Consider the following 25,716-nt stretch of genomic DNA (forward strand, 5'->3'; position numbering starts at 1 on the left):
GAACAACTATGGAGCCCGTCCCGTTTCTACTGGTCGATGACCTCGAGGAAAATCTCATATCGCTGGAGGCACTGCTCCGCCGAGACGATCGCCTTCTCATGAAGGCGCGGTCCGGCGATCAGGCGCTTGAGATCCTGCTTCGACAAGACGTGGCGCTCGCGCTTGTCGACGTTCAGATGCCGGGTCTGGACGGTTTCGAACTTGCCGAGTTGATGCGCGGCAACGAACGCACGCGACACATTCCCATCATCTTTGTGACGGCGGGTATTGCAGACGGCCGACGCCGTTTTCGCGGCTACGAGGCTGGCGCGGTGGACTTCATCCAAAAGCCGATTGAACCGGACGTTCTGTCAAGCAAAGTCGACGTGTTCTTCGAACTGTACCGGCAAAGGCAGCAACTCGCCGCTCAACGAGATGAACTCGCTGCCCAGGCGCAGGCGCTCAAGCAGGCAGCAGAGCACAAGGATATTCTGCTGCGGGAAATCAATCACCGCATCAAGAACCTGTTCAGCCTCACCGCCGGGTTGATCTCGGTGAGCGCCAGGCAAGCCACAACCGTTTCCGATCTAGAGGCTGATCTACGGTCGCGGCTACACGCACTGTCTCGCGCCCACGAACTTACGCTGCCCGACCTTGTCGGGGAGGACGATCGCGGAGATATTGCGACGACGGTTGTGGCTCTGTTGAAGGCGATCGTTGCGCCACACGACCACGCTCACGGCTCTCGAATCCTGATCTCCGGAACGGACGCTCCCCTCGGCGACAAGGCACTGACGTCAATGGCGCTCCTTCTGCACGAACTGACCACCAACGCTGTCAAGTATGGTGCCCTTTCCGGCCCTGCGGGGCAATTGAGCATCGACCTTTCGACTTTCGACGAAGAACTTCACGTCAAGTGGAGTGAACACGGATCACATCCGTTGTCCGAGAGCTCCGAAAGGACGGGATTTGGAACAACGTTGGAGAAAGCGGCAATCTTGGGATTGAACGGATCGCTGGCGCGAAATTGGCGGACAGATGGGCTTTGTCTGGCGCTCCGCATCCCGCTAGCTAGTTTAAAAAACTGATCGGTCCCCGCAAGGACGCTTGACGCACTTTTGTTTGTGGTGTGCTGGCATAAAGCTGCTAATCGAGCAGTTTACCGGGGTTAGTGCCCATTCCCGGTTGCTCCTAAAATCGGTACTCGCCGACGTCCCATTTAATAGGTTAATCGCTCATTCTATAAGGGCGCGCGACCAGAGATATTCATTCGCCCTGCGGATGGGACTCGACGCTGCTCGGGCTTGAATTCCGGTCTGCCTGCCACACCTAAACTTTACCCGGGCCTGCGGAAATATAAACGCTCGTTGTCGCAGTCCCTATCGAAACCGAGCCCGTACGGGCTCGTCCCAGCGGGGCGCATATGAGCCAACGTGAACCTGCCGACGACACGCCCTGGATTAAGAAGGCCGACGAGTTGGAGGCGCTGTTCCAATTGACGGACGGACTATACCGCGCAGAGTCCGAGACCGATGCTTTCGATGCGACATTCGATGCGATCGAGCGGGCGCTGGGGTGTTCGCGGGCTTCGATCCTGCTTTTTGACCGCCACGGAGTGATGCGATTCGTCGCTTCCCGCGGGCTCTCGGAGGACTATCGTCGGGCAGTTGATGGACACTCGCCGTGGAAGCCGGGAGATCGAGATCCTATTCCCATTTTCGTAAGCGACACAGAGCTTTCTGACGAGCCTCAGGCGCTCAAGAACGCCATACGAGGGGAGGGTATCCGCTCCCTCGCATTCATTCCTGTGACCGTCGATGGCATCGTCGTTGGCAAATTCATGACCTACCGCGACGTCGCTCACGTCTATACCGCTGACGAAGCCACCCTGTGCCTCACTATCGCCCGGCAACTTGGGTTCAGCATCGAGCGGAAGCAATCGGAAGAGGCGCATCAACGTGCCGAAGAGGGACTTCGCCGCACCAATGAACGGTTGCGTGTCATCCTCGACAGCGCGAGCGAATATGCCATCATAACGCTCGACGCCGACGGACGGATCGCAAGCTGGAACAGTGGCGCTGAACGCCTTTTGGGCTATCTCGACAGCGAGGTCCTTGGTCTCTCCGGCAGTATTTTCTTCAGTCCTGAGGATCGAGCCTTGGAAATCCCACAACAGGAAATGCGAACCGCGGCCGAAACGGGACGTGCCGCGAACGAGCGTTGGCACTATCGCAAGGATGGGTCACGGTTTTGGGGCTCAGGTGTCATGCTTCGTGTCGAGGAGAGCGGGCCTGATCGCTACCTCAAGATCTTCCGGGATCGAACAGAGGAAAGAAGGGCGGAGAAGAGGCAGAAGCTCTTGGTGGGAGAGCTCAATCATCGGGTGAAGAACACCCTGGCTACCGTGAATTCCCTCGCGGAGCAAACATTGAAAAGCTCCGAAACGCCCGAGGCGTTCGCCCAGGCTTTTAACACTCGTCTGCTCGTTCTTGCCAAGGCGCACGACTTGCTTACGCGGGAGGCTTGGCAGGCCGTAAACCTGAGCGATATCGCTCAAACGGTTCTTACCGCTTGGATTGAGGACGGCCGCGTCTCGATCCAAGGCGCTGCGATCCGCATCGATCCGAAAAAAGCTCTGGCGCTTTCCATGGCGTTCAACGAGTTGCTGACCAATGCGATCAAACACGGTTCACTTTCGAACCAGGTTGGTCGGGTCGCATTATCATGGCAATGCCAGGAGGTATGCAGCGTTCTTTGGGAGGAGCGCGGCGGACCTCCGACGTCTGAACCGGACCGCCAAGGGTTCGGTCTACGGGTTCTAAACCGAGGTCTAGCCCACGAACTCGGATATCCGGTCGAACTGCGGTTCGAACCGGATGGCCTCAGATGCACAATGAGCATGGATTTCAGTAGCAAACAGCCCTCGGGAGCGCAGTAAAGTTGACAATTTCAACAACATTAGCGGGACGTCGAGTGCTCGTCGTTGAAGACGAAATGCTGGTGGCAATGTCAATCGAGGACACTCTGCTTGCGGCTGGAATGCAGATTGTGGGCCTTGCTCCGACTGTGGATCGGGCGCTGCAATTACTTAACGACGCGACGAAAATCGACGTCGTCGTGCTCGACATGAACCTCCAGGGACACAGCGGGCTTCCCGTGGCTGACGCGTGTTATCAGCAATCGATTCCGTTTCTTGTCCTAAGCGGATATGGGACGTCGGCCTTGCTTGGGACCAGCCACACAGCTCCAGTTCTCTCCAAGCCGTTTTCGAACTCTGTCCTGGTGGAAGCGCTGGACGCGGTACTTGAGCAGAAGAACGGGGAGGCATCTTCATCCGTGTGATCAGAATGAATGCCCTGCCCCGAGGTAGCCTGCCCGTCCTTTCGGCCTCCTCTGGTGCGATTGCCTAACGTCATTTGGCGCGATGGTGGCTCTTGGCCTGCACCGGCTTACAGATCGGCAATGTTGCCCTGCTCGCTGACGGGGGGGCGTCTGTTTCCATGACCGTCGCAGGCCACTCCAAAAGAAGGCCAGCGCAGCTCCGAGCTCCGTCGACGTCATCGAGGAAGGATCTACAATCTGTGTGCCATCGACACGAATGATCGTCACTTGGACGCGGGCCGTCGCGGAACTCAGCGTCAACGAAGGAACGGAAACTAAAACCGTTCCAGCATCTTCTTGAGAGTTACGTTCTGCGCACGGAGTTGTTCCCCCAGCAGTTTTCGGAGGCGGCTGTTTTCCGCATCAAGTGAAACCAACTCTTCCAAGAGCATCGTTGGCGCCGATCTCGACTCCAGATCCGACTGTTGCTCTGTAGGTTGCGAAGCGGTCCTCGGGGAGGGGCGGGGAGGATGCTTCCCGCTGGCGCGTTTCGGTAAACCGCGGGTCCTGGCGACAGTGAGCGGGCCGATTGCGGTCTCGCGAGCTTCATCAGCGACATTGGAAATTAAATGCGCCGCAGCGACCTGGTCAGCCACCTCATTCGCCGGCTCGGGCGCCGTGATCACGGCCGGTTCGTCAACAAAACTCGGGACATGAGCATCAGAGGCGGGATCAATGCCGCCGTCGGCATTCAATTCTTGACGGCCGAACAGATGAGCCGCTTCGTTTTCAACCTCGCGCGCAAGGGTCTTGAGATCTGTGTTGCCCCAGATCGAACCCGCTTGCACTTTTGGCTGACGGCGGCCGGACTTGAACTCAACAACGAACCTGCGTTGTGGCGTTTTCATATAGTTTGAACCCAATGTAGATCGACGTGCTGCGGCATGATCGGCTGCACAACGTCGGGTGCAACCTCGCAAATCAGCCGCCCGCCAAAGGAGCGGTGGAGCCACAGCGCTCAGCGCGTGGCTTCTCCGGGCCTCAATCTATGCCAAGCCTCTTGCGCAGGTCGGCATTCTCAGTGCGCAGTTTTTCCGCCAGGAGTTTTCGCAGCTTCTGGTTCTCGGCGTCGAGCTTCACCAGTTCGGCGAACTCGTCGCTGGCCGACGCGGGCTTTTTGCTCGTCTTATCATCCGCCTTTAAGCTACCCTTCCAATTATAGTAGGTCTGCTCGGATATTCCTGCGCTTTTAATCGCATCTTTGATCGTGCTCGTGCCGTCTGCGACCTGGGCCCCGATCTGCCTCAGCTTCTCGAGTTTATCTTGTTCGCTGAACTTACGGGACTTGGTGGGTTGCGTTGATGCTGTTGCCTTCGAAGTCGCCCGTGTGGTTTCCCCAGCCGCTTTCTGACGCTTCGTCGCGCTTCGCTTTGCTCGCTCGGGTGTGTGCACAGTCGTTGCGTCCTCCGCAACCAGGGTGGTTGGCGTCGTGTTTTCGTCAGGCATGAGTGATCCCTTTTTTATGGTCGCCCTTTTTTCAACCGAGTGAAGACCAGAGTCAACATTACTTGCCGGTCGATTTTTGGTGCCGATCCAATAGGGTATACGGATTGGCTAGATGTTTTCCATGCCGGAACAGCTCGACGTTAGACCCGAGGGTCGAGATCGGCGTTCGCCAATAGGGCTTCCATTGCACTGCTGGCTCAACGGTTGTCGATGGGGCGGCGTAGCACTTCCCCATCGACAACAAGGTTCAAATTGCGTGTATTGGCATCTGCACTCATCTTGCCTTTGCTTTGCCAAGGACAGATGTGACGGCCTCGACCGCCGCTTTCACCACAACATTGGCCTCATCCTTTGTGAGGCAAAGCGGTGGCGCAAAGCCGAGGATATCACCTTGCGGCATGGCCCGCCCGATGACGCCGCGCTCAAGCAGGGCAGCCGCAACTTGCGGGCCGATCTTCTTTGCCGGATCGAAAAATACCCGGTCGTCCTTATCCTCGACGAACTCAATTGCGGCCATCAGGCCATCGCCACGTATTTCGCCCACATGTCTGTGGTCAGCGAGTGCCTTCGTCAGTTCGGAGCGGAAATAAGCGCCCGTGCTGTCGGCATTTTCAACCAGGCCCAACTCGTCGATCAGTTCGAGGTTGGCGACCCCCGCGGCCGCACAGATCGGATGGGCGGAATAGGTCCAGCCATGGCCGATCGCGCCCAGTTCGTCAGATCCTTGCACCAGCACCTGCCACATCTTATCCGATACGATCGTGCCGGAAAGCGGCGCGTAGGCCGAGGTCAAACCCTTGGCAATGGTGATGAGGTCGGGCTTCATGCCGTAGTGGTCCGATCCGAACATCGTGCCGAGACGGCCGAAGCCGGTCACCACCTCGTCTGCGACGAGCAGGATGTCGTATTTTTCGAGCACAGCCTGGACCTTCTGCCAGTAGCCCTTCGGCGGCGGCACGATGCCGCCAGTACCGAGGATCGGCTCGCCGATGAGGGCGGCGATCGTCTCCGGTCCTTCCGCAAGGATCATCTCCTCGAGCTTGTCGGCGCAATATTGCGAGAACTGCTCTTCATCCATCGAGCGATCGGGGCGTCGGAAGAAGTAGGGTGCTTCGGTGTGCAGGATCGGCGCGCGCGGCAGGTCGAAGGCGTTGTGGAATAGATGCAAGCCGGTCAGGGAGCCCGTCATGACGCCGGAGCCGTGATAGCCGCGCCAGCGGGAGATGATCTTCTTCTTTTCCGGCCGGCCAAGGATGTTGTTGTAGTACCAGATCAGCTTGATGTTGGTCTCGTTGGCATCGGAGCCTGAAAGACCGAAATAGACGCGGCTCATGCCCGCCGGCGCACGATCGATGATCATCTTGGAAAGCGTGATCGACGCTTCCGTACCGTGGCCGACATAGGCGTGATAATAAGCAAGGTTCTTCGCCTGCTCGGCGATCGCGTCTGCGATCTTCTGCCGGCCGTAGCCCACATTGACGCAATAAAGGCCAGCAAAGGCATCAAGGCTCGTCCTGCCGCCGGTGTCGGTAATATACACACCTTCGCCGCCGCCGATCACCCGGGTCGGTGTTTCACCACGCGCATGCATGCCCATATGCGTGGAGGGGTGGAAGAAGTGATCACGGTCCCAGGCGCTGAGTTCGTTGCTTTTTTCGAGCATGGTCTTTCCTTTCGCGTATGAAATGTGGCGCCTGCGCTCAGGCGGCCGTATCGATGCAGAGATATTTGAGTTCGGTGAAGGCCTCGATGCCGTGGCGGGAGCCTTCGCGGCCAAGGCCCGACTGTTTCCAGCCGCCGAAGGGGATCGGTCCACCGGTGATTTTCACCCGATTGATCGCGACCATCCCGTACTCCAAAGCCCGTGCAAGACGCATCTGGCGCGCTCCGTTTTCGGTGACGACATAGGCGACGAGGCCGTACTCGGTGTCGTTTGCCCGGGCGACTACTTCGGTCTCGCTGTCGAAGGCGGTGACCGCGGCAACCGGGCCGAAGGTCTCCTCACGCATGATCAGCGCATCGTCCGGTACATCCGTCAAAAGGGTGGGCTCGAAGAACAGAGCGCCTGTCTTGTGGCGCTTGCCGCCCGCCAGCAGCTTTGCGCCGCGCTTCAGCGCATCGGCGACCTGTTCTTCCACCTTGGCGATGGCACGCTCGTGCATCAGGGGGCCGATCTCGGCGTCTGGTTCGAGGCCCGAGGCAACCTTCAGCGCTTCGATGCGAGCCTTGAAGGCCCGCGTGAAGTCCGCAAGTGCAGGGCGCTCGACATAAATGCGGTTGGCGGCGAGGCAATCCTGCCCGGATGTGGCGAACTTCGCCGCCATTGCGATGTCGGCAGCCTTCTCGATGTCGGCATCGGCAAAGACGATCAATGGTGCATGGCCACCGAGCTCCATCACCATCCGCTTCATGGTGTCAGCGCACTGGCCCGCAATCAGCTTGCCGATTTGCGTCGAGCCGGTGAAGCTCATGGCGCGAATACGCGGATCGGCATTCATGCGGCCGACGATCGTGGCGGCATCGCCGGTCACCACATTGAAGGCGCCCGCGGGAAGCCCAGCCCGCTCGCCAAGTTCGGCAAGGGCGAGCGCTGAAAGCGGCGTTTCGCTGGAGGGATGCGCAACGACCGTGCAGCCGGCGGCAAGGGCAGCTGCGGCCTTCCGGGTGATCATGGCTGAGGGGAAGTTCCACGGCGTCACGATCCCGACGACACCCAGCGCCTCGCGCCGCACGATCATTTCGGCTCCGGGCAGATGGCTGGTGACGCTTTCCGCATTCAGCCGCTTTCCTTCCTCCGCGTACCATTCGACGAAGGAGGCCGCGTAGTCGATTTCACCGCGCGATTCGGCGAGTGGTTTGCCCTGTTCCAGCGTCATCAAGAGCGCAAGGTCCTCGCGCGCCTCCAGTATCAGGTCGTGCCACTTGCGAAGAATCGCGGAACGCTGCTGCGGCAGCATGCTGCGCCAGGCGGGCAGTGCGTCACTCGCCGCCGAGATGGCTTCTGCGGCCTCATCGGCACCAAGGGCTGCGACCCAGGCAAGCGTCGCCGACGAGGCAGGGTCCGTCACCTTGAAGCTTGCGCCGTCGCGGCTAGCAATCCAGCGCCCACCGACATAGGAGAGCTCCCTTAAGAGGTGCGGATCGGCAAGGCGGGCAAGCGCGTCGTGAAAGGTCGTGCGGGCAAATACGGCGGTCATGGCAGCCTCCTCTTGGTGTCTGGAGGAAGTCTGCCAGAGGGCGAGGGACAGATTGTCCATTGCCGGGGTGGACGTCAGAGACTTTGGCTAAAGATTGGCCCGGCCGTAGACAATCTCTCTAATCGGAAGGGGGAAGCAACGTCTCGAGTGGAAGCACGGTCTCCTCCTTCACCGTCTTGGTGACGATGTAGGTGAAGTAGCGGTCGATGCCGAGCTCACGGTCAAGCAGGCTGTCGACAAGGCGCTGGTACGCATCGATATCACGCGCCACGATCTTCAGGATGTAATCGACGCCACCGCCGACCGACCAGCAGGCCACGATTTCGGGCGTTGTCGCGACAGCCCGTTCGAAGCGTTCGAAATCCACCTGCCGATGATTGGCGAGCGTCACCTCCATCATCACGCTGGCAACAGGCGCAACGCGTCGCACCGCAACACGCGCGTGATATCCCGTGACGATGCCGGCCTTTTCCAGCTTGCGCAGGCGCAGCCAGCAGGGCGTTGGTGAGAGACCCGCCCGTTCCGCCAGCGCCAGCTTGGTGATGCGTCCGTTCTGCTGGATCGCCTCCAGGATACGCAGGTCGATGGCGTCGAGTTTCATTCGGGGCGCCCTCCGGGCGGGGATCGTGTCAAAGCGGAGGAAAAGACAATGGGAAACCATTTTGGCATTGTCAATTGAACTGATTTTGAGCACTGTCGAAATCATGACAAATTGGCGACCCGACATATCCCAGTTGCGCCGGCCGGCCTATCTCTCCCTCGCCGAGCAGATCGCCCGCGCCATCCAGGAAGGGCATCTGCCGAACGGGACGCGCCTACTGCCGCATCGCAAGCTCGCCGACGACCTGAAACTTTCCGTGCAAACCGTCAGCCGCGCCTACGACGAACTGATCCGACGAGGGCTCATTTCCGGAGAAATTGGTCGAGGTTCCTTCGTGCAGACAAGGCCGAAGGAGCCTGAGCCGCCCTACCTGCCGGAGCGTCTTGGCGAACTGGTGGATCTCTCGATCCTGAAACCTGTGTGCGAGCAACTCCATCTGGAGCGCATGCGCGCAGCCTTCGGGTGGCTGGCGGAGAACCTGCCGTCAAGTTCGGCGCTTTCCTTCCGGCCGAATATGGTTTTCCCGCGCCATCGCACCGTCGCGGCCGAGTGGCTGTCGCGGTGCGGTCTCGATGTATCGCCCCTCAATATCAGTCTGACGAATGGCGCAACCTCAGGCATGACAGTGGCGCTGATGAGCGTCGCTCCGCCGGGCTCGACCGTTGCGACCGAGGCGATCAGCCACCACACGCTCGTGCCGCTTTCCAGCTACCTTGGCCTTCATCTCGAGGGCTTGCCGATCGATCGCGAAGGCATGATCCCCGAGGCGTTGGATGAAGCTTGCCGCACCGGCGTCATCCGCGCCGTCTTTCTCCAGCCCTCGGTGATCAATCCGACCGCGGCGTTGATGGGGCCTGAGCGCCGGCAGGCGCTTGCCGAGGTCGCGCGACGCCACGATATCGCGATCATCGAGAACGACATCCTGGGGCCGCTTGTGGAAGGTCGGGCGCCGCCGATTGCGGCCTATGCGCCGGAGCGCACCCTCTACGTCACCAGCTTCACAAAGATCACGGTACCGGGCCTGCGCATCGGCTATCTTGCCGCTCCGGATCGCTATGTCGCAGCGGTTGCCAACCGCCATCTCGTCTCCAACTGGATGGCGACGCCTTCAATCGCCGAGATCGCAACACTTTGGGTCAGCGACGGCACGGCGATGGAACTCGTCAATTGGCAGCGCCGGGCACTTGGCGTTCGTCACGCGATCGCCGAGGATGCGCTTGCGGGCTTGCCCTATTATAGCCATCCGCAGAGCCTGCATGTGTGGCTACCCTTACCGGAAGGGCATGCGGAGGAAGGTTTCGTATCCCAGGCGCGTCTGCGCGGTGTCGCTATTGCGCCCGGCTCTTCGTTCCGCACGGCCGACCAGGGTTGGCAGCCGGCGGTGCGCATTTCGCTCGGCTCGACCACCGAGCAGGAATTGCGCACCGGACTTGGCATTCTCGCCTCACTCGCCAGCGGAAATCCAGAAGCGCTGTTGCTCGCGATTTGAGTGAACTGCCTTGCAAATGGGCGATGTCAGAATAATTGTACTGATATTATTATTGACATTGACATGATTTTGTTTGCCGCGCATCGTTGCTCCATCACTTGTCTCAATAGGGAGAGACATGCATGGCAGCGCCGATCATCCGCATCGACAACATCACCAAACGCTACGGTCCCTTGACCGTACTCGACGGTTTGTCGATGGACGTGCTGCCGGGTGAAAAGCTGGCGCTTATCGGTCCCTCCGGATCGGGCAAGACAACGATCCTGCGCATTCTCATGACATTGGAGGCGATCAGCGGCGGCCATATCGAGGTCGACGGCGACCAGCTATATCATATGCCGAAGAACGGCAGCCTCGCGCCGGCCGACGACCGCCATCTGCACAAGATGCGCGAGAAGATCGGCATGGTCTTCCAGCACTTCAATCTCTTCCCGCACAAATGCGTGCTCGACAATGTCACGCTCGCGCCGATGCTGACGAAAGGCATGGCGAAGGCCGCGGCGGAGAAGCGGGCGATGGAGCTTCTCGACATGGTGGGCATGGCCGACAAGGCAAAGAGCATGCCCGCGCAATTGTCCGGCGGACAGAAGCAGCGCGTTGCGATCGCCCGGGCGCTGGCTCTTTCGCCAAAGATCATGCTGTTTGACGAGGTGACCTCGGCACTCGACCCGGAACTGGTCGAAGAAGTGCTGAATGTCATGCGCAAGCTTGCGGTCGAAACAGACATGACCATGCTGCTCGTCACGCATGAGATGGGTTTCGCCCATGATTTTGCCGATCGCATTCTCTTTTTCGACCGCGGCAAGATCGTCGAGGAGGGCAAGCCGGACGAGATTTTCCGCACGCCCAAGCAGGAACGCACGCAGACCTTCCTGCGCAAGATCATCGCGGCAGGGCACCGCGTCTGAGCGGCTTTGCCGCCCGGAAACAAGGCTCCAAACAAAAACCCGGGACAGCCAGAGGAGTTCGCAACTATGAGCATGAGAACCTATTTGACCATAACCGCCAGCGCGGGCGCCCTCACGGCAATGGTTGCCGCAGCGCCAGCCTGGGCCGACGGCAAGCTTGAGGAACTGAAGGAACAGGGTTTCGCCCGTGTCGCCATCGCCAACGAACCGCCCTTCACGGCAGTTGCCGCCGACGGCAAAGTTTCTGGTGCAGCTCCGGACGTCGCGCGTGAGGTCTTCAAGCGCCTCGGTGTCGAAGACATCGTCGCCTCGATCTCGGAATATGGCGCGATGATCCCGGGTCTTCAGGCCGGCCGTCATGATGTCATCACTGCCGGCCTCTTCATGAAGCCGGAACGTTGCAACGCGGTTGCCTATTCAGAACCGATCCTTTGTGACGCCGAAGCCTTCGCGCTGAAAAAGGGCAACCCGCTGAAGCTCAAGAGCTACAAGGATATCGCCGACAACCCGGACGCCAAGATCGGCGCGCCAGGTGGCGGTACGGAAGAAAGGCTCGCGCTCGAAGCCGGCGTGCCGCGCGATCGTGTCATTGTCGTTCCGGATGGCCAGAGCGGCCTGAAGATGCTGCAGGACGGCCGTATCGACGTCTATTCGCTGCCGGTGCTTTCCATCAACGCTCTTGTCGCCAAGGCGAACGACCCCAGTGTCGAAGTCGTGGCGCCGGTTGAAGGCGCGCCGGTCTATTGCGACGGCGCGGCCTTCAAGAAGGGCGAGGAAGCCTTGCGCGATGCCTTCGACGTGGAACTCGCAAAGCTCAAGCAGTCGGGCGAGTTTGCCAAGATCATCGAACCCTATGGCTTCTCTGCCGCGGCCGCGATGTCGACGACCCGCGAAAAGCTCTGCGCCGCAAAGTAAGGCCGCAGCAATCGGGCCTCTTCCCAAACCGGGGAGAGGCAGTCCGCTCCCTCGTATATGGAAGAACGATGACCGACTGGTCCGGCTACATAGGGCTGATCCTTGAAGGCGCGCTCGTGACGCTTGAGCTTACCGTGCTCGGCTCATTGCTCGCGCTCGTCATGGCATTCGTCGCGGGTCTTGGGCGCGTCAGCCGCATTTTCGTGGTTCGCGCGCTTGCCACCACCTATATCGAGTTTTTCCGCGGCACGTCGATCTTCGTCCAGCTGTTCTGGGTCTACTTCGTGCTGCCATTCGCCGGCGTCACCTTGTCGCCGCTTCAGGCCGGCGTACTGGCGCTGGGACTGAACGTGGGAGCTTATGGGGCGGAGGTCGTGCGCGGCGCGGTCAAAGCGATCGGCCGCGAGCAACGCGAGGCCTGCATAGCGCTCAATCTCTCGCGCTATCAGTCGATGCGTTACGTTGTCTTTCCGCAGGCCCTGCCGCTGATGCTTCCGACCTTCTGCAACAACGCGATCGAGCTCTTGAAGGGTACGGCCGTCGTGTCGCTGATCTCGCTCACCGACATGACCTTTCAGGCCCAGGTGGTCCGCGCCCAGACCGGCAGCACGCTCGTTCCTTTCGCAACGATTCTCGTGCTCTACTTCCTGATGGCACTCGCCATCTCCAACGGCATGCGCTGGCTGGAACGCCGGGTAACACGCGGCCTTGATGGCGTGAGGACCTGACGATGGAATGGGACTGGAATTTCGTTTGGGAAATCATGCCGACCCTGCTTGAGGGTCTGAAGATCACCATATTGGCAACCGTTTTCGGCGCGGCACTCGCTGCCATCATCGGCCTCGTCTTTGCCATCCTGCGCATGACCGCGCCTAAGCCGATTGCGAAGGTCACGGGCTTCATCGTGGAGTTCATTCGCGGCACGCCGCTCCTGGTCCAGCTCTACTTCATCTTCTTCGTGTTGCCGGATATTGGCGTTCGCCTGCCGGCAATGCTCGCCGGCATCATCGGCCTTGGGCTCCACTATGGCACCTATGCGGCGGAGGTCTACCGCGCCGGTATCGAGAACGTGCCGCGCGGCCAATGGGAGGCGGCCAAGGCGACGAACCTCACCGGCCGCCAGACCTGGGTCCACGTCATCCTGCCACAGGCGATCCCGCCGATGATCCCGGCGCTGGCCAACTATCTGATCGCCATGTTCAAGGAGACACCGCTCCTTTCCGCCATCACAGTGCTCGAACTGATGAACCAGGCGAAAAGCGTGGCCAACAGCAGCTATCGCTACATCGAGCCGATGACGCTGGTCGGGGTCTTCTTCCTGATCATGAGCCTGATCTCCGTCGTCTTCCTGCGCTGGCTGGAAGAACGATACGCCCAAGTGGAGGAGCGCTGATGCGAGCGGTCGATCTTACACTTTCCTCGCGCATGCCGAAGCTGGATGAGCGTCCGCTCGACAAGCGCATCGGCCTGATCATCCTTGCGACCGACCACACCACGGAAGTGGACTTCCATCGCATGGTTGCAAGCGAGCAGATTGGCGTCTATGCGACGCGCATTCCCTACGCGAACCCGGTGACGCCGGAGAACTTGCGCGCCATGCAGCCCTCGCTGACATCAGCGGCCGCACTGATCCTGCCGGAAGAACCTCTAGACATCGTCATGTATTCCTGCACCTCCGCGTCCGTCGTCATCGGCGACGCGCAAGTCAAGGCGGCGGTCCATGCGGCCAAGCCAAGTGCTTCCGTCGTCACGCCGACTGCGGCGGCGGCCTCTGGCCTCAAGGCGTTCGGTGCCAAGCGGATTTCCGTACTGACGCCCTACACGATCGAGACCAGCGAGCCGATGGCTAACTATTTCGTGTCGCTTGGCTTCGACATCGCCCGTTTCACTTGCCTCGGTCTTGATGACGACCGGGAGATGGCGCGCATTTCTCCGGACGAAATCGTCGCCTTTGCGAAGCAAGCGACGGCGCCAGACAGCGACGCGCTTTTCATATCGTGTACGGCGGTGCGCGCGGCAGGCGTCGCGGCCGAGATCGAGGCCGTCATCGGCAAGCCGGTCGTTACCAGCAATCTCGCCACCGCCTGGGCCTGCCTGCGCCTCTGCGGCAATGAGACGGCACGGCCGGATCTCGGGCAACTCATGACACTTGCCTATTTGGACCGCTAGCGATGTCGAACCTTCCCGTAACAGTGACGGATATCGAACAGGCGGCGCGGCGCATAAAGGGCCGGGTCTTGAATACGCCATTCGTGCTTTCCGCTTCGCTTTGCGAACGCTTCGGTGTGCCCGTCGGCCTGAAGCTTGAGCACCACCAGACGACAGGCAGCTTCAAGCTCCGCGGCGCCACGAATGCCGTGCTCTCGCTGACGTCGGAAGAGCGGGCGAGGGGTGTCGTCGCCGCCTCGACCGGCAATCACGGCCGGGCGCTCGCCCATGCCGCCAAGGCCGCAGGATCAGTCGCGACAATCTGCGTGTCCAAACTCGTGCCCAACAACAAGGTGTCGGACATCCGAAGGCTTGGGGCCAATGTCCTGATCGTCGGCAAATCGCAGGACGAAGCCCAGCTTGAGGTGGATCGGCTGGTGGCTGAAGAGGGTCTCGTCATGGTGCCACCCTTCGATAATCGAACGGTCGTTGCCGGGCAGGGCACGCTCGGTCTGGAGATCGTCGAGGCAATGCCGGATGTGGCGACGGTTTTTGTGCCGCTTTCCGGCGGTGGGCTTGCGGCCGGTGTCGCCGCGGCCGTGAAAGGGCGGTCACCGAAGACCCGCGTCATCGGCCTTACGATGGAACGGGGCGCGGCAATGAAGGCGAGCCTTAACGCAGGGCGGCCGGTGCAAGTCGAGGAGGTGGCAAGCCTTGCCGATTCCCTCGGTGGCGGCATCGGCCTTGATAACGCCGTGACCTTCGAAATGTGCCGCGCGCTGCTCGACGACGTGATCTTGCTGTCTGAAGCCGAGATCGCGGCCGGTATGCGGCATGCGTATTCCCAAGAGCGCGAGGTGATCGAGGGGGCAGGGGCCGTCGGCATCGCGGCCTTGCTTTCCCGCCGGTTTGGCCGGCTGGAGGGGCCGGTGGCGGTCATCCTCTCCGGCCGCAATATCGACATGGACCTGCATCGACGGGTCATCAATGGCGGGGTCGATCCGCTAGCGGAGGCCGCGGCATGACGACGATGAGAATTCTTACCGAGGCGGAACTCAGGCGTATCGTTCCGCTCGATCTCGATGCCATTGCCTGCGTCGAAGGGGCGTTTCACGCGCTTGCCACCAAAGCGGTGGCGATGCCGCCGATCCTGAGGCTCGACATCCCTGAAGAGCGCGGTGAGGTCGATGTTAAGACGGCTTACGTGCCCGGTCTCGATGGTTTCGCCATCAAGATCAGCCCCGGCTTCTTCAATAATCCGAAGATCGGCCTGCAGAGCACCAACGGCCTGATGGTGCTGCTTTCGGCGAAGACCGGCCTGGTAGAGGCCGTCCTGCTCGACAACGGTTACCTGACGGATGTGCGCACAGCGGCGGCCGGCGCGGTCGCGGCTCGAAAACTTTCGCGCGCGGATGCCGCGGTTGCCGCCATCTTCGGCGCCGGCATGCAGGCAAGGTTGCAGCTAGAGGCCTTAAGCCTGGTGCGGCCGATCCGCGAAGCGCGCATCTGGGCGAGAGATGCTGCTAAAGCCGAGGCCGTCGCTGCGGACTTGACGGTGAAGCTCGGCTTTCCGGTTCGGGCGGAGGCCGACGGCCGGGCGGCTGTCGATGGTGCGGAGATCATCGTCACCACCACGCCTTCCGAAACACCGGTGCTTCGGGCCGAATGGCTCCAGCCTGGCCAGCATGTCACGGCCATGGGGTCGGACGCCGAGCACAAAAACGAGATCGAACCCGCCATTGTCGCCACCGCCGGCCTCTATGTCGCCGATAGCCTGAAGCAGACGCGCAGGCTCGGCGAATTGCATCATGCCATCGAAGCGGGCCTCGTGACGGAGGATACGATCTTCCCCGAACTCGGCGAGATCGTCGCCGGGCGCAAACCGGGCCGCAGCGGCCCCGAGCAGATCACCGTGGCGGACCTTACCGGCACGGGCATTCAGGACACGGCCATAGCTACGCTTGCTGGCGCCCGCGCGGCAATGGCGGGCGCCGGTACGATCTTCGAGAGTTGAGACCGGCTTTTCGCCGGGTATAGAGGAAAAACCGATGAAACAAGCGAACCTGAAGTTCTCACTTCCGGAGTATGAAACGCGTCTTCAAAAAACGCGAAAAGCGATGGAAGCCAAGGGCATCGACGTGCTGATCGTCAGCGATCCGTCGAACATGAACTGGCTGACCGGCTATGACGGCTGGTCTTTCTACGTGCACCAATGCGTCGTCGTGCCGCCGACGGGCGAGCCCATATGGTACGGACGCGGCCAGGATGCCAACGGCGCCAAATTCACCGCCTACCTCAAACACGAGAACATTGTCGGCTATCCGGACCACTATGTGCAGTCCACCGAACGCCACCCGATGGATTACCTCTCGGCCAAGATCGCCGAACGGGGCCTCGACAAGCTGACGATCGGCGTGGAGATGGATAATTACTGGTTCTCCGCCGCCGCCTTCGCTTCACTAGTGAAGCATCTGCCGAATGCGCGTTTCATCGATGCGACCGCACTCGTCAACTGGCAGCGCGCGGTCAAGAGCGAGGCCGAAATCCGCTACATGCGCAACGCCGCAAGGATCGTCGAAAAGATGCATGAACGCATCTTCGACAAGATCGCGGTCGGCATGCGCAAATGCGATCTGGTCGCGGAGATTTACGATGCCGGTACCCGAGGGGTCGATGGCATCGGCGGCGATTATCCAGCAATCGTGCCGCTGTTGCCTTCGGGCGTGGAGGCTTCCGCGCCGCACCTGACCTGGGACGACCGGCCGATGAAGAGAGGCGAAGGTACGTTCTTCGAGATTGCCGGCTGCTACCACCGTTATCACGTGCCGCTGTCGCGCACCGTCTTTCTCGGCAAGCCGACACAGGCGTTCCTCGATGCCGAGAAGGCGACGCTGGAAGGCATGGAGGCAGGCCTCGAAAAGGCACGGCCCGGCAATACCTGCGAGGATATCGCAAACGCTTTCTTCGCCGTGCTGAAGAAGTACGGCATCGTGAAGGACAATCGCACAGGCTACGGCATCGGCGTTTCCTATCCGCCGGACTGGGGCGAGCGCACGATGAGCCTGCGTCCAGGTGACCGCAGCGAACTCAAACCCGGCATGACTTTCCACTTCATGACGGGCCTCTGGCTCGAGGACATGGGTTTTGAGACCACGGAAAGCATCCTGATCACCGAGAGCGGTGTCGAGTGCCTCGCCAACGTGCCGCGCAAACTGCTCGTGAAGGATTGAGCCATGCGGGAAATCAACCTTCGTCCTTCGCCGATCAGTTCTACGGTCGATTTTTCGGCCGAGGGCGTTCAGCATGGTTTCCTGCGTCTGCCTCACAGCCGCGACGATTCCGCCTGGGGCTCGGTGATGATCCCGGTGACAGTCGTGAAGAACGGGGAGGGCCCGACGGCCCTTCTCACCGGCGGCAACCACGGCGATGAGTATGAGGGCCCGATTGCGCTCTTCGATCTCGCCCGCACGCTGAAGGCCGATGACGTCACGGGCCGCGTCATCATCGTGCCGGCGATGAACTATCCGGCCTTTTTGGCCGGCACCCGCACCTCGCCGATCGACAAGGGCAACATGAACCGCAGCTTTCCAGGCGCGCCGGACGGCACGGTCACCCAGAAGATCGCGGACTATTTCCAGCGCACGCTGTTACCGCTTGCCGAGATCGTGCTCGACTTTCATTCAGGCGGAAAGACGCTCGACTTTCTGCCTTTCTGCGCCGCCCATGTGCTGCCAGACAAGGCACAGGAGGAAAAATCCTTCGAACTCGTCAGGGCCTTCGGCGCCCCATGGTCGATGAAGATGCTGGAGATCGATGCCGTCGGCATGTACGACACGGCGGCGGAGGAGATGGGCAAGGTCTTCATCACCACCGAGCTCGGCGGTGGCGGCACGGCGACGGCCAGGAGCGCGCGTATCGCCAAGGCGGGCGTTTCCAACGTGCTGAAGGCGGCAGGTATCTTGAAAGGGGCAGTCGAAAGCGGCGAAACCACGTGGCTCGACATGCCCGACGGCAACTGCTTTTGCTTTGCCGAGAACGGCGGCCTTGTTGAACCGTTCGTCGATCTCGGCGACCAGGTGAGGAGCGGGGAAATCGTCGCCCGCATCTATCCGATCGGCCGTACAGGCGACGAACCGCTGAACATACGGGCAAAGATGGACGGCATCCTCGTCGCTCGCCATTTCCCCGGCCTCGTCAAATCCGGTGATTGCGTCAGCGTGCTCGCAACTATTGTCGCGGCATAGGGCTTATGGACCACCGGCGACCGTCGCGTGCGAGCCATCCCCTAACCGAAAGGGGACGCCTCGCTGACGTCAATAAAACAGGGCCAGGATTTCTAACGCGCCCTGCGGAATTGGCTAACGTCAAGGTCGGACAGTTCTCTCCAAGCGTGTTCGAATTTCGAACTCGCAGATTGCCAGGGTGGCATTGCTCTCCTGGCAGTCACGCGGGCCAGAACGACGCCGCCGGCTCGTTCGACAGTCACGATGACGCTACGGTGCCTGTCGTCTTCAGCGATCTTGTCGGCGATCGACCTGCCATTGGTCACCGCCTGACTGTCATTGGCGTGAAACGCTCCATGGTCATCGCGACTGATCCTGCCGGACAGGTGAATATGAAAGAGGTATCGGGGCATGTTGCCACTCGAGCAATGATAACGTTTCTACTTCTTAGCAGTCTCGTTGATCTATTGCGCGTGACAGTTGCGTGACATGGCTTGTGGGGCGTGACGCGGCCATCCATCGATGGCAGGTGAGGTGCGGCCACGCTTGAGAGTGGCCGTGTGGTTGACCGCATCATTTTACGGCTCCGCGCTCCCGACACACAGGTCTCGTCCGTCGAACGTGGTGCGCGCCAGGCAGAGGCGCTTTCGTATCCTGCTACCTCTTACGCTCTTTTCGCGTGAGGGCTGCTCCTTGGTACGGCGACTGTGGAGCGTTCAACCAAGCGGACGCCGAGATTGACCCGGCGCACATTGATTTCGGGGTCGTTGATCCGTTCCAGCAGGAGTTGGATGCCGGCACGGCCAAGCTCACCCCGGTCGATCCGCATCGTCGTCAGCGGCGGGCGGCTGTGCCGGGCGATCGCGATATCGTCGACCCCGATGATCGAGAAGTCTTCCGGAACCGAGTGACTACTCGCTTCGAGAGCTTGCATGACGTTGATCGCGATTAGATCGGTGCTGCAGAAGAACGCGGTTGTGTCGGTGAAACGCCCCTGCTTTATGGCCTGCCGTATCGCCGGCGTGGTGTCGGGCTCTTGCAGGCCCATGCGACCGAGATCAAAGATGTGTCTGTTTTCGTCGAAGGCAATTCCGGCCTCCTCCAGCGCGATCCGGAAGCCTTCAAGGCGCCGGCGTAGCGACAGGCGGTGGGGAATTGTCACGTGCACGATCTCGCGGTGGCCGGCCGCAAGTAACCTTTGTGCAGCGAGCCAGCCGGCAGACCAGTTGTCGGGCAGCACGCATGAGAGCCGCATCGTCCGGTCCATGCCGTTGATGATGACGGCCGGGATGCCGCTATCGACAATCCTGTCGATCATGACGGGATGGTCCATGCCGAGCACGACAAGGGCGCCCGGCCGGATGTCGCGCAGAATGTCAGAGATTTCGCTGATCGCGATCTCCGCATCCAGCGAGACAAGCCTGACGTCGATCCTGAGCGAGCTTGTGCTGGCCTCTGCAAGCACGCCCTGGATCACGTCCTCGTAGAAAGCCGAACTGGCATAAAACTGTGCCGGCATCACCAGCACAGTGCTCTCGACGCCGGCGCGGATGAGCGAGCGGGCCGCCCGGACCTGGTAGCCCAGGCGCTCCGCATGGTCGAGGATCTTGCGCCGGCTTTCGTCGCCGACGCCACCGCGATTGTTGAGCACCTTCGATACGGACGCGACCGAAACGCCCGCGGCGTCGGCGATGTCCTTGAGTGTCGGGGCGTTCGATTCGTCATCCATTTCGACGAAGGTTCCTATCTGGCCGGAGTGGGCGAGATTGATCGCGGCTGCATGGTCATGATCGTCCACTACCAGAAGAAGCGCGTGTGCCCAAGCGAACGCATCAGCGCCTCCATGAAATAATAGTCGCCGTAGGGCAGCATCGCATCGGAATAGCCGGCGCTGGCATGGGCTGCGCCATGGGCGAGCAGCCCTTCGGCCTTGGGATCGCCCGTCAGATCGCAAGTGTCGAGCAGGCCACCGATCAGGCGATCGCCGAATGCGTACCAGCGTTGTGCCTCCTCCGGTTCACAAAGCCCGGCGAGGATGAAGATGCCGGCCGCCATGATCGCGCCGGCGGAACTGTCGCGGGGCGCTGACTTGGCATCAGGAACCGAATAGTCCCAGACGGGGACGCCGTCGTCGCCCATCAGAGCTTCGGCCTTGGCAGCCAGACGTCTGGCGGCGTCGGCGAAGTGAGGGTTGCCGGTGGTTGCCGCGCACTGCGCATAGCCATGGATCAGCCAGGCCTGGCCGCGTGACCAGCAGGAATCATCCGCATATCCTTGATGGGTCTCCCCGCGCAGGGGCTTACCGCTTGAAGGGTCGAACAGGAAGGTGTGGAAGCTTGTGTCGTCGGCGCGAACCAGGTGCTTCAGGGTCGTTTCGGCGTGGCCATCGGCGGCTTCGGCAAAATCGCCGCGGCCGGTCTCGCGGTGGGCCCAGTGTAGCAGCGCGAGGTTTTGCATCGTATCGACGATGACGCGCCCATTGACGAATTCGGAGCGAATGCCACCGTGGATCGAGCGAGCATTCCAGGCCTGGATATATCGTGCATCCGGGCGATAGCGCTCAAGCAGCCTCGCCGCAGCTTCAAGAGCGAGATCGCGAGCCTCCTGGTCGCCTGTCAGCAGCCACTCCGCAACGCAGCTCAAAGAAAACTGGAAGCCGAGATCGTGGTCTTGCGCATCGCGATGGCGCAAGATGTCGCGAAAAATGGCGCGGCGGGCCCGGGCGGCGTTCAGGAAGCTGGGATCGCCCGTGAGTTCCAGCGCAAGCCAGAGCTGGCCGGCGTGAAAGCTCACGACCCAGTCAAAGGGCCCGCAATAGCTCCACGTCTGATCCGGCAGGCCAATCTTCGGATTGCGCAGACCGATTGTCGGCATGGTCTGGCGCAATTTGGCAATGCAGCGTTCCAAAGCCTGCTGGTGACGTTCGCGATTGGGGCGATTGCCAACCATTTCGACCGCGTTGAAGTAGCTGTTTCGTTCGATGCGCATGATAAGCCTCACGTTGGTTTCGTGAAGTTTTCGCACAAATACGATAATTTCGTCAACTACGAAACTTTCTGTTGACGGGAAAATTTCTAACCGCTAGGAGTCGGATGCTCGGGAGGAGCCGGGCATCGCTGGAGAGAGATACAATGTCCACATTAGGGACAACTGAAAGGCCGGCTGCCGGCAGCGGGTTCAGGCTCGCAGAGAGCCTGGCCGGGTACGGCTTTATCACGCCGTGGCTTATCGGCTTTTTTCTGCTGACGCTCGGGCCTGCTGTCGCCTCGTTCTATTTGTCTCTGACCGACTACAGCGGCCTTGGCGCAGCAAACTGGGTTGGCTCGGAGAACTACGTGCGCATCGCGACCGATGATCCGCGCTTCTGGACGGCGATGAACGTGACCTTCACCTTCGTGCTGCTGTCGGTTCCCTTGAAGTTGCTATTTGCGCTTGCCGTGGCAGTGGCGCTGAACCGGGGGCTTGAAGGCCTGTCGCTCTTTCGTGCGATCTTCTATCTGCCGTCACTGGTCGGCGGCAGCGTCGCCGTGGCGGTCCTGTGGCGACAGGTGTTTGCCGGCGACGGATTACTCAATCAGGCGCTTAACGCGTTGTTCGGTTTCGAAGGGCCAAGCTGGATCTCGAACCCTTCGACGTCGCTTTATACGCTCGTTCTCCTGGCGGTTTGGCAGTTTGGATCCTCGATGATCATCTTTCTTGCCGGTCTGCGTCAGATCCCGCAGGACATGTACGAGGCGGCAAGCATAGATGGCGCCAGCAAGGCCCGGCAGTTCTTCAAGATCACCTTGCCGCTTTTGACGCCGGTGATCTTCTTTAATGCCGTGATCCTGACGATCGATGCCTTCAAGGCCTTCACCTCGGCCTTTGTCATCAGCGACGGAACCGGCGGTCCGATCGACTCCACGCTGTTTTACACGCTCTACCTCTACCAGGAGGCCTTCACCAATTTCCGCTTCGGCTATGCCTCGGCGCTGGCCTGGGTCCTGGTGCTCATCATCGCCTTCTTCACCGCCATGTCATTCCTGACAGCCAGGTACTGGGTTCACTACGATGACTGATGCCGCTCTTTCGACGACCACCATCGCTTCGCGCGCCGACGCCGGCGTATCTGGCACATCCCCGTGGAAACGTGCTCTGCTTTATGCGCTGCTCGTCGCGGTCAGCTTTCTCATGCTCTATCCGCTGCTCTGGATGGTCGCGAGCTCGTTCAAGCCGGACAGCGAGATCTTCACCTCGACGGGGCTGATCCCGACTGACCCGACAGTCGATGCCTATCGCCGCGGCTGGACCGGCTTGAGTATCGGCTTTGGCTGGATGTTCTTCAATTCGCTGGTGATTTCGCTGCTCGTCGTCATCGGCAACCTCATTTCCTGCTCGATGGCGGCCTATGCCTTCACGCGCCTACGTTTCAAGGGGCGCGGTTTCTGGTTCACACTGATGCTCGGCACCTTGATGATGCCGCAGCATGCGGTGCTGATCCCGCAATATGTGATGTTCCTGAAGCTTGGCTGGGTGAACTCCATCCTGCCACTGGTGGTGCCGAAATTCCTGGCGATCGACGCCTTCTTCATCTTCCTGATGGTGCAGTTTTTCCGGGGCATCCCGCGCGAGCTTGACGAGGCGGCCATCATGGATGGTTGCGGCCCGCTGCGCATCTTTCTGAAGGTGATCCTGCCGCTCTCAACGCCGGTGTTGGCGACGGCAGCCGTCTTCTCGTTCATCTGGACCTGGGACGATTTCTTTGCGCCGCTCATCTACCTGAATGACATCGAAAAATACACCGCCCAGCTCGGTCTGCGCACCTTCGTCGACTCCACCGGGACGTCGGACTGGGGTTCGCTCTTTGCCATGTCGACGCTGACGGTGCTGCCAATCTTCATCCTCTTCATGCTGTTCCAGCGACTGCTGATCGAAGGCATCGCGACAACCGGCATGAAGCGCTGACACCAACTGGAATTGAGAGATAGGGACGGAAACGATGACGACGCTGGCTTTGAGCAAGATCAAGAAGAGCTTTGGCAATCTCGACATCATCCGCGGCGTCGATCTGGCGATCGGCTCCGGAGAGTTCGTGGTTTTCGTCGGCCCATCGGGGTGCGGCAAGTCGACCCTTTTGCGCATGATTGCGGGGCTCGAGCCGATCAGCGGCGGCGAACTTTCCATCGGCGGCGAGCGCATGAACGAGAAGGAGGCGAGCCAGCGCGGCATCGCCATGGTCTTCCAGTCCTATGCGCTCTACCCGCATATGAGCGTCTACAAGAACATGTCCTTCGGTCTCGAAACGGCAAAGATGCCGAAGCCGGAGATCGACAAGCGGGTCCGCAAGGCCGCCGACATCCTGCAGATTACCCATCTGCTCGACCGCAAGCCGAAGCAACTCTCTGGCGGCCAGCGGCAGCGCGTAGCGATCGGCAGGGCAATCGTGCGCGACCCGAAGATCTTCCTGTTCGACGAGCCGCTGTCCAATCTCGATGCGGAGCTTCGCGTCCAGACGCGCGTCGAGATAGCCAAGCTGCACAAGGATATCGGCGCGACGATGATCTACGTCACCCATGACCAGGTGGAGGCAATGACGCTTGCAGACCGCATCGTCGTCTTGCGCGCCGGGGTCATCGAACAGCACGGCACGCCGCTCGAGATCTATAACCGGCCCGCCAACCGCTTCGTCGCCGGCTTCATCGGCTCGCCCAAGATGAATTTCCTCGATGCCGTCGCACGCGACATCCGCGACGGCGGTATCTCGATCGATGTTGCCGGCAGAATTGCGCGGCTCCCGATCGAGGAGCGCATCGCGGTTGGCACAAAGGTCAGCCTCGGCCTGCGGCCCGAACATATCGGTATCGACGCGACCGGCGGGCTCGAACTTGGCGCGCTGACGGTCGTCCATGTCGAGCATCTCGGCGGTCAGACCATCGTTTACGGGCGGCTCACCGACGGGCAGTCGCTGACGGTTGCTCTCGATGGCCAACGCCCGATCACTGCCGGCTCAACGCTGGACGTCCGGATTGCCGCGGAAAACTGCCACCTGTTCGACGGGGCCGGCGACCGCATCGGCCATTGATCGCAAAGAGAGATCTCAAGGAACAAATCATGGAGGAGGAGAACATGATCAACAGACGCCATTTTTTGCGTAACGCCGCGCTTTTCGGGGCCGGCGCCACGCTCGCGACGATGCCCGCGTTCCGCGCCTTTGCGGAGGATTCCATGCGCCTTTATTGGTGGGGTACACCCAGCCGCGCCGAGCGCACGCTTGGCGTTGCCAAGCTCTTCGAGGCGGCGCATTCCGGCGCCAAGATCGTCGGCGAAGTGGGCGGGAGCGATTACTGGGCCAAACTGACGACGATGATCGCCGGTGGGAACGCCCCGGACATTTTCCAGCTCGAGCCCAGCCGCTTTGCCGATTATAGCCGCCGGTCCACCAACCTGCCGCTCAACGACTATCTCGGCAAGGTCATCCGCACGGACAAGCTGGTGCCAGGTGTGCTCGATCTTGGAACGGTCGACGGCAAGGTGACCGGTATGCCGTTGTCGCTGAACGCCTTTGCCATGATCTACGACGCTGATGCGGTCACGAAAGCCGGGCTTATCCCGCCTTCGGCCAAAACCACCTGGGACGACTTCGCCAAGTTCTCGATCGACCTTACCAAGGCAATAGGCAAGAAGAACGTCTGGGCGGTTGGAAACGCGTCGCGCTACACATACGCCTTCGAGGCGTTTTTGCATCAGCGCGGCAAGAAGCTCTACACGGAAGCCGGAAAGCTCGGCTATGAGGCCAGCGATGCGGCCGATTGGTTCGGCTATTGGGAGAGCCTCACCAAGAACGGCGGCTGCGTCTCCGCCGAGATACAAGCGCTCGACAAGGTGCTGGTCGACAGCAACCCGCTGGCGACCGGCAACGCGGCCATCGCGATTGCCTTCTCAAACCAGCTCCCTGCCTTCCAGAAGATCTCCAAGAGCACGCTCGATATCACGTCGCTGCCGGTCAGCAGTGCGGATGGTCCCTCCGGGCTTTTCTATCGCCCCGGCTTGCACTGGTCGATCGCAAGCACCGCGAAGAACCCGGAACTCGCAGCGCAATTCATCGACTTTTTCGTCAACGACCTGGAGGCCGGCAAGATCCTTCAGGTCGAGCGCGGCGTGCCTGTAAACACCGACGTGCAGACCGCCGTTCTTCCCTCGATCGACGCCACGGCGAAAAAGACGGTCGACTATGTCAACGGCATTGCGGATCGCGTCGGCACCTACCCGCCGGCCGTGCCGCTCGGTGCTGGTGAACTTGACGAGCGCGTCTTCCGGCCGCTCGCCGACAAGGTCGCCTTCGGCCAGCTGACGCCGGCGGAAGCAGGCAACGAACTCGTCTCATCGGCCGACCGCATTCTCAAGGCCTGAGCATCCGCTCCACTTTGCCGGGCCGCGCGGGAAGTCATCC

The 25,716-nt window shown here is 60.8% G+C and carries 25 protein-coding genes; 17 read left to right on the top strand and 8 right to left on the bottom strand.

The window, feature by feature from the left end:
• Window positions 1-8 precede the first annotated feature (8 nt).
• The 3 genes from IB263_RS21555 (at window position 9) to IB263_RS21565 (ending at window position 3,321) form a co-directional block, all read left to right on the top strand.
• On the top strand, window positions 9-1,067 hold the full coding sequence (locus tag IB263_RS21555; protein WP_060516671.1) for a response regulator: 1,059 nt from the start codon (window positions 9-11) through the stop codon (window positions 1,065-1,067).
• Between the two features lie 335 nt (window positions 1,068-1,402).
• Window positions 1,403-2,917: a sensor histidine kinase gene (locus tag IB263_RS21560; protein ID WP_192438982.1), complete on the top strand. Its 1,515-nt coding sequence runs from the start codon at window positions 1,403-1,405 to the stop codon at window positions 2,915-2,917.
• A gap of 35 nt (window positions 2,918-2,952) precedes the next feature.
• On the top strand, window positions 2,953-3,321 hold the full coding sequence (locus IB263_RS21565) for a response regulator (protein ID WP_210188555.1): 369 nt from the start codon (window positions 2,953-2,955) through the stop codon (window positions 3,319-3,321).
• A gap of 314 nt (window positions 3,322-3,635) precedes the next feature.
• Here the strand turns inward: IB263_RS21565 and IB263_RS21570 are convergent, their stop codons facing one another.
• The 5 genes from IB263_RS21570 to IB263_RS21590 all read right to left on the bottom strand — a co-directional run bounded on the left by IB263_RS21570 (window position 3,636) and on the right by IB263_RS21590 (window position 8,604).
• Window positions 3,636-4,208: a hypothetical protein gene (locus IB263_RS21570; RefSeq protein WP_063891210.1), complete on the bottom strand. Its 573-nt coding sequence runs from the start codon at window positions 4,206-4,208 to the stop codon at window positions 3,636-3,638.
• 133 nt (window positions 4,209-4,341) lie between these two features.
• Window positions 4,342-4,806 (bottom strand): transposase, encoded by a 465-nt coding sequence (locus IB263_RS21575; protein WP_060516660.1) that lies wholly within the window; start codon window positions 4,804-4,806, stop codon window positions 4,342-4,344.
• A 274-nt stretch (window positions 4,807-5,080) separates the two neighbouring features.
• Window positions 5,081-6,469 carry an aspartate aminotransferase family protein gene (locus IB263_RS21580; RefSeq protein WP_113293849.1) on the bottom strand — a complete coding sequence of 463 codons (1,389 nt, stop codon included), beginning with the start codon at window positions 6,467-6,469 and terminating at the stop codon, window positions 5,081-5,083.
• Between the two features lie 37 nt (window positions 6,470-6,506).
• A complete protein-coding gene (locus IB263_RS21585; RefSeq protein ID WP_112985847.1) occupies window positions 6,507-8,003 on the bottom strand; it encodes an NAD-dependent succinate-semialdehyde dehydrogenase in 1,497 nt (498 codons plus the stop codon).
• 118 nt (window positions 8,004-8,121) lie between these two features.
• Window positions 8,122-8,604 (bottom strand): Lrp/AsnC family transcriptional regulator, encoded by a 483-nt coding sequence (locus tag IB263_RS21590; protein WP_192438983.1) that lies wholly within the window; start codon window positions 8,602-8,604, stop codon window positions 8,122-8,124.
• 67 nt (window positions 8,605-8,671) lie between these two features.
• On the opposite strand from IB263_RS21590, the gene IB263_RS21595 reads away from it, so the two are divergent.
• The 10 genes from IB263_RS21595 to doeB all read left to right on the top strand — a co-directional run bounded on the left by IB263_RS21595 (window position 8,672) and on the right by doeB (window position 18,308).
• Complete coding sequence (locus IB263_RS21595) at window positions 8,672-10,093, top strand: PLP-dependent aminotransferase family protein (RefSeq protein ID WP_226020914.1); 1,422 nt, start codon at window positions 8,672-8,674, stop codon at window positions 10,091-10,093.
• 122 nt (window positions 10,094-10,215) lie between these two features.
• Window positions 10,216-11,001 (top strand): ectoine/hydroxyectoine ABC transporter ATP-binding protein EhuA, encoded by a 786-nt coding sequence (ehuA, locus tag IB263_RS21600; protein WP_034794806.1) that lies wholly within the window; start codon window positions 10,216-10,218, stop codon window positions 10,999-11,001.
• Between the two features lie 72 nt (window positions 11,002-11,073).
• A complete protein-coding gene (gene ehuB / locus IB263_RS21605; RefSeq protein WP_371814178.1) occupies window positions 11,074-11,916 on the top strand; it encodes an ectoine/hydroxyectoine ABC transporter substrate-binding protein EhuB in 843 nt (280 codons plus the stop codon).
• A 68-nt stretch (window positions 11,917-11,984) separates the two neighbouring features.
• Window positions 11,985-12,644, top strand: a complete 660-nt coding sequence (gene ehuC / locus IB263_RS21610; RefSeq protein ID WP_110819382.1) for an ectoine/hydroxyectoine ABC transporter permease subunit EhuC — start codon at window positions 11,985-11,987, stop codon at window positions 12,642-12,644.
• A 2-nt stretch (window positions 12,645-12,646) separates the two neighbouring features.
• Entirely contained in the window at window positions 12,647-13,309 is a 663-nt protein-coding gene (gene ehuD / locus IB263_RS21615) for an ectoine/hydroxyectoine ABC transporter permease subunit EhuD (RefSeq protein ID WP_034794801.1), read from the top strand.
• A complete protein-coding gene (eutA, locus tag IB263_RS21620; protein ID WP_371814174.1) occupies window positions 13,309-14,085 on the top strand; it encodes an ectoine utilization protein EutA in 777 nt (258 codons plus the stop codon). The genes ehuD and eutA overlap by 1 nt, the downstream gene beginning before the upstream one ends.
• A gap of 2 nt (window positions 14,086-14,087) precedes the next feature.
• Complete coding sequence (gene eutB / locus IB263_RS21625; protein ID WP_192438985.1) at window positions 14,088-15,089, top strand: hydroxyectoine utilization dehydratase EutB; 1,002 nt, start codon at window positions 14,088-14,090, stop codon at window positions 15,087-15,089.
• The gene (eutC, locus tag IB263_RS21630) at window positions 15,086-16,078 is read left to right on the top strand and encodes an ectoine utilization protein EutC (protein ID WP_060608013.1); all 993 of its coding nucleotides are present in this window, start codon (window positions 15,086-15,088) and stop codon (window positions 16,076-16,078) included. Before eutB ends, eutC begins: the two co-directional genes overlap by 4 nt.
• A 34-nt stretch (window positions 16,079-16,112) precedes the next feature.
• Complete coding sequence (gene doeA / locus IB263_RS21635; RefSeq protein WP_060608010.1) at window positions 16,113-17,294, top strand: ectoine hydrolase DoeA; 1,182 nt, start codon at window positions 16,113-16,115, stop codon at window positions 17,292-17,294.
• Between the two features lie 3 nt (window positions 17,295-17,297).
• Window positions 17,298-18,308 carry a N(2)-acetyl-L-2,4-diaminobutanoate deacetylase DoeB gene (doeB, locus tag IB263_RS21640; protein WP_034794788.1) on the top strand — a complete coding sequence of 337 codons (1,011 nt, stop codon included), beginning with the start codon at window positions 17,298-17,300 and terminating at the stop codon, window positions 18,306-18,308.
• 92 nt (window positions 18,309-18,400) lie between these two features.
• Here doeB and IB263_RS34755 read toward each other — a convergent pair whose 3' ends face one another.
• The 3 genes from IB263_RS34755 to IB263_RS21650 form a co-directional block, all read right to left on the bottom strand.
• The gene (locus IB263_RS34755) at window positions 18,401-18,700 is read right to left on the bottom strand and encodes a hypothetical protein (RefSeq protein WP_034794785.1); all 300 of its coding nucleotides are present in this window, start codon (window positions 18,698-18,700) and stop codon (window positions 18,401-18,403) included.
• A gap of 251 nt (window positions 18,701-18,951) precedes the next feature.
• Entirely contained in the window at window positions 18,952-20,016 is a 1,065-nt protein-coding gene (locus IB263_RS21645; protein ID WP_127890390.1) for a LacI family DNA-binding transcriptional regulator, read from the bottom strand.
• A 68-nt stretch (window positions 20,017-20,084) separates the two neighbouring features.
• Entirely contained in the window at window positions 20,085-21,275 is a 1,191-nt protein-coding gene (locus tag IB263_RS21650; RefSeq protein WP_051659314.1) for a glycoside hydrolase family 88 protein, read from the bottom strand.
• Window positions 21,276-21,418: 143 nt separating this feature from the next.
• On the opposite strand from IB263_RS21650, the gene IB263_RS21655 reads away from it, so the two are divergent.
• The 4 genes from IB263_RS21655 to IB263_RS21670 are packed head-to-tail and all read left to right on the top strand — an operon-like array spanning window position 21,419 to window position 25,676.
• Window positions 21,419-22,345 (top strand): carbohydrate ABC transporter permease, encoded by a 927-nt coding sequence (locus tag IB263_RS21655; RefSeq protein WP_110819387.1) that lies wholly within the window; start codon window positions 21,419-21,421, stop codon window positions 22,343-22,345.
• On the top strand, window positions 22,338-23,231 hold the full coding sequence (locus IB263_RS21660) for a carbohydrate ABC transporter permease (protein WP_034794776.1): 894 nt from the start codon (window positions 22,338-22,340) through the stop codon (window positions 23,229-23,231). Before IB263_RS21655 ends, IB263_RS21660 begins: the two co-directional genes overlap by 8 nt.
• Before the next feature lie 34 nt (window positions 23,232-23,265).
• Window positions 23,266-24,348, top strand: a complete 1,083-nt coding sequence (locus IB263_RS21665; RefSeq protein WP_034794772.1) for an ABC transporter ATP-binding protein — start codon at window positions 23,266-23,268, stop codon at window positions 24,346-24,348.
• Between the two features lie 44 nt (window positions 24,349-24,392).
• Window positions 24,393-25,676, top strand: coding sequence for an ABC transporter substrate-binding protein (locus IB263_RS21670; RefSeq protein ID WP_063894955.1), 1,284 nt, complete (start codon window positions 24,393-24,395; stop codon window positions 25,674-25,676).
• Window positions 25,677-25,716: the final 40 nt, after the last annotated feature.

It is taken from the genome of Ensifer sp. ENS03, from assembly GCF_014852035.1.
GTDB lineage: Bacteria > Pseudomonadota > Alphaproteobacteria > Rhizobiales > Rhizobiaceae > Ensifer > Ensifer adhaerens.

What these genes read in the sequence shown, in the direction of transcription:
- IB263_RS21555 (WP_060516671.1), top strand. Translation starts at nt 9, where the DNA reads ATGGAGCCCGTCCCGTTTCTACTGGTCGATGACCTCGAGGAAAATCTC.
- IB263_RS21560 (WP_192438982.1), top strand. Translation starts at nt 1,403, where the DNA reads ATGAGCCAACGTGAACCTGCCGACGACACGCCCTGGATTAAGAAGGCC.
- IB263_RS21570 (WP_063891210.1), bottom strand. Translation starts at nt 4,208, where the DNA reads ATGAAAACGCCACAACGCAGGTTCGTTGTTGAGTTCAAGTCCGGCCGC.
- IB263_RS21575 (WP_060516660.1), bottom strand. Translation starts at nt 4,806, where the DNA reads ATGCCTGACGAAAACACGACGCCAACCACCCTGGTTGCGGAGGACGCA.
- IB263_RS21580 (WP_113293849.1), bottom strand. Translation starts at nt 6,469, where the DNA reads ATGCTCGAAAAAAGCAACGAACTCAGCGCCTGGGACCGTGATCACTTC.
- IB263_RS21585 (WP_112985847.1), bottom strand. Translation starts at nt 8,003, where the DNA reads ATGACCGCCGTATTTGCCCGCACGACCTTTCACGACGCGCTTGCCCGC.
- IB263_RS21590 (WP_192438983.1), bottom strand. Translation starts at nt 8,604, where the DNA reads ATGAAACTCGACGCCATCGACCTGCGTATCCTGGAGGCGATCCAGCAG.
- ehuA (WP_034794806.1), top strand. Translation starts at nt 10,216, where the DNA reads ATGGCAGCGCCGATCATCCGCATCGACAACATCACCAAACGCTACGGT.
- ehuB (WP_371814178.1), top strand. Translation starts at nt 11,074, where the DNA reads ATGAGAACCTATTTGACCATAACCGCCAGCGCGGGCGCCCTCACGGCA.
- ehuC (WP_110819382.1), top strand. Translation starts at nt 11,985, where the DNA reads ATGACCGACTGGTCCGGCTACATAGGGCTGATCCTTGAAGGCGCGCTC.
- ehuD (WP_034794801.1), top strand. Translation starts at nt 12,647, where the DNA reads ATGGAATGGGACTGGAATTTCGTTTGGGAAATCATGCCGACCCTGCTT.
- eutA (WP_371814174.1), top strand. Translation starts at nt 13,309, where the DNA reads ATGCGAGCGGTCGATCTTACACTTTCCTCGCGCATGCCGAAGCTGGAT.
- eutB (WP_192438985.1), top strand. Translation starts at nt 14,088, where the DNA reads ATGTCGAACCTTCCCGTAACAGTGACGGATATCGAACAGGCGGCGCGG.
- eutC (WP_060608013.1), top strand. Translation starts at nt 15,086, where the DNA reads ATGACGACGATGAGAATTCTTACCGAGGCGGAACTCAGGCGTATCGTT.
- doeA (WP_060608010.1), top strand. Translation starts at nt 16,113, where the DNA reads ATGAAACAAGCGAACCTGAAGTTCTCACTTCCGGAGTATGAAACGCGT.
- doeB (WP_034794788.1), top strand. Translation starts at nt 17,298, where the DNA reads ATGCGGGAAATCAACCTTCGTCCTTCGCCGATCAGTTCTACGGTCGAT.
- IB263_RS34755 (WP_034794785.1), bottom strand. Translation starts at nt 18,700, where the DNA reads ATGCCCCGATACCTCTTTCATATTCACCTGTCCGGCAGGATCAGTCGC.
- IB263_RS21645 (WP_127890390.1), bottom strand. Translation starts at nt 20,016, where the DNA reads ATGGATGACGAATCGAACGCCCCGACACTCAAGGACATCGCCGACGCC.
- IB263_RS21650 (WP_051659314.1), bottom strand. Translation starts at nt 21,275, where the DNA reads ATGCGCATCGAACGAAACAGCTACTTCAACGCGGTCGAAATGGTTGGC.
- IB263_RS21655 (WP_110819387.1), top strand. Translation starts at nt 21,419, where the DNA reads ATGTCCACATTAGGGACAACTGAAAGGCCGGCTGCCGGCAGCGGGTTC.
- IB263_RS21660 (WP_034794776.1), top strand. Translation starts at nt 22,338, where the DNA reads ATGACTGATGCCGCTCTTTCGACGACCACCATCGCTTCGCGCGCCGAC.
- IB263_RS21665 (WP_034794772.1), top strand. Translation starts at nt 23,266, where the DNA reads ATGACGACGCTGGCTTTGAGCAAGATCAAGAAGAGCTTTGGCAATCTC.
- IB263_RS21670 (WP_063894955.1), top strand. Translation starts at nt 24,393, where the DNA reads ATGATCAACAGACGCCATTTTTTGCGTAACGCCGCGCTTTTCGGGGCC.